The sequence below is a fragment of the Mesorhizobium sp. M1E.F.Ca.ET.041.01.1.1 genome, assembly GCF_003997355.1.
Taxonomy (GTDB): Bacteria; Pseudomonadota; Alphaproteobacteria; order Rhizobiales; family Rhizobiaceae; genus Mesorhizobium.
In genome coordinates this window covers 1-1,683 of sequence record NZ_RZSL01000912.1, presented here as the reverse complement: position 1 = coordinate 1,683, position 1,683 = coordinate 1, and the positions used below count along the sequence as shown (strand labels likewise).

Annotated in this window: 2 protein-coding genes; one reads left to right on the top strand and one right to left on the bottom strand. The window is 53.7% G+C overall.

Going from position 1 to position 1,683, the window contains the following annotated elements:
- On the bottom strand, positions 1-738 hold a 738-nt coding region (locus EOA38_RS35800), incomplete at its 3' end, for a condensation domain-containing protein (RefSeq protein WP_245481009.1).
- A 361-nt stretch (positions 739-1,099) separates the two neighbouring features.
- On the opposite strand from EOA38_RS35800, the gene EOA38_RS35795 reads away from it, so the two are divergent.
- The coding region (locus EOA38_RS35795) for a 4'-phosphopantetheinyl transferase superfamily protein (RefSeq protein ID WP_127301435.1) at positions 1,100-1,683 on the top strand (584 nt) is incomplete at its 3' end.

The following is a 1,683-nucleotide window of genomic DNA, read 5'->3' as shown; positions in this document are numbered from 1 at the left end:
CACTTTTTCTTTATCCGCCAGTCGCTCCAAGCGCGCGACCAGCGGCATCTCGACATTCACGGAGAAAACTGACCCGGTGTGCGTGGCAAGTGCAGCTCGTGGTCTGTCGGTCGGAAGGGCCAGGTCAGGTTCATGATCAACAAACTGGCTGCGCCAGTAGGCCCACATGCGTTCGCCGTTGTCGCCGGCGAGGAGGCGCTCTTGCCAGGCTACGAAATCCGCGTAAGCAGCTGCCGTGGTCAGATCCGGCGTATCCGTGTCGCCGCAGAACGCCTGGTAAAGCCCGCCGAACTCGTGCAGGAAGGTGCGAATGCTGTAGCCGTCGGAAATGATGTGATGGAAATTGAGGAGGAGAACCTCTTCCGTGGCACTGCTGATGAACAGGTGAGCGCGAAACACCGGCCCATGTTCCAGATCGAAAGGCGAGCGAGCTTCCGCTGCGATGGAGTGATGGAAGTCCGCCTCTTCGAGACCTTGTAGCCGAACGACATGAAAACTCAGAAGGGCTGTCTCATGAATGCGCTGAACGATCTGCTCGCCTTCCTGGTGAAAGGTCGTGCGCAGCATTTCATGGCGGTCGATCAATGATTGGAGCGTGCGCCGCAAGGCATCAATGTCGAACGGTGCCCTTATGCGCAGTTCGACGGGCAGATTGTATTCGCTGCCGTGAGGTCGTTTTTGATGATGTATCCAAAGGCCCATCTGGCCATGCGACACCGGACGCGCAACATGATCCATTGCTTTCTCCAAGCACATAGTTGTGCGGAGAACACTAGCCGTCTTTGCTTGGAAACAGTTTGAATTTTTTGTGAATAATTCAGTCGATTATGTGAACATCGTATCACGAATATTAATCTTAATAAGAACCGCATTGCATTGGCAGAAACAAATTTTTAAAGGAAAATTTAAAATGTGGACAGATTAGTATCGAAATTTTTTTGCATTTCATAAATCTCTTCCCATCGCGGGCCGTCGCTCGTAGAAGCGACTCCTAGTCAGTAACGCATCCACGCCTCCAAGGCAGCCGAAGGGTATGAACGGCCAAAGGGTCGAAATGAATGACCCCCCTGCTAATCAGGCAAGGTAGCACGCGGTATGCATGCACTCGAATAAGCAGACGGGCACAATCGACGTTTGGGTTTTCCGGCATGCGCAGCTGACGATCCCGACGTTGCACATGCGCGAAGTGTTGAGTCCAGCTGAGCGGGAACGGGCCGAAAAAATCCGTCACTCAGACCTGCGCCTTTCGTACCTTCAGGCGAAGTTTGCTTTTCGAACTATCCTTGCTTCGCACTTGCATGTTCCGCTGAGAGATCTCCAGATGACCGTTTCGCGGTTCGGCAAGCCCCTATTACCGGCACACAACGTTGAGGTGAGTCAGTCTCATAGCCATGACTGGTCCGCCGTCGCAGTATCAGCCACGGGCTTCGTCGGGATAGATATTGAGCGTTGGCGCCCCCTGGCTAATTGCCCGCAATTGGCTTGCCACATTATGACTGACCAAGAGGCAATGACTTTTGAAGCTATTCCGAGCGAGCTGACTGCGCGAAAGTTTCTGGAGCTCTGGACCAGAAAAGAGGCCGTACTGAAATGCGCTGGTCTTGGTCTCCGCCAAGACCCGCGCGGCCTTCATACGGGCTGGGATGAGCCGGCTGTGCAATTTGGTGACGTGCGATATTATCT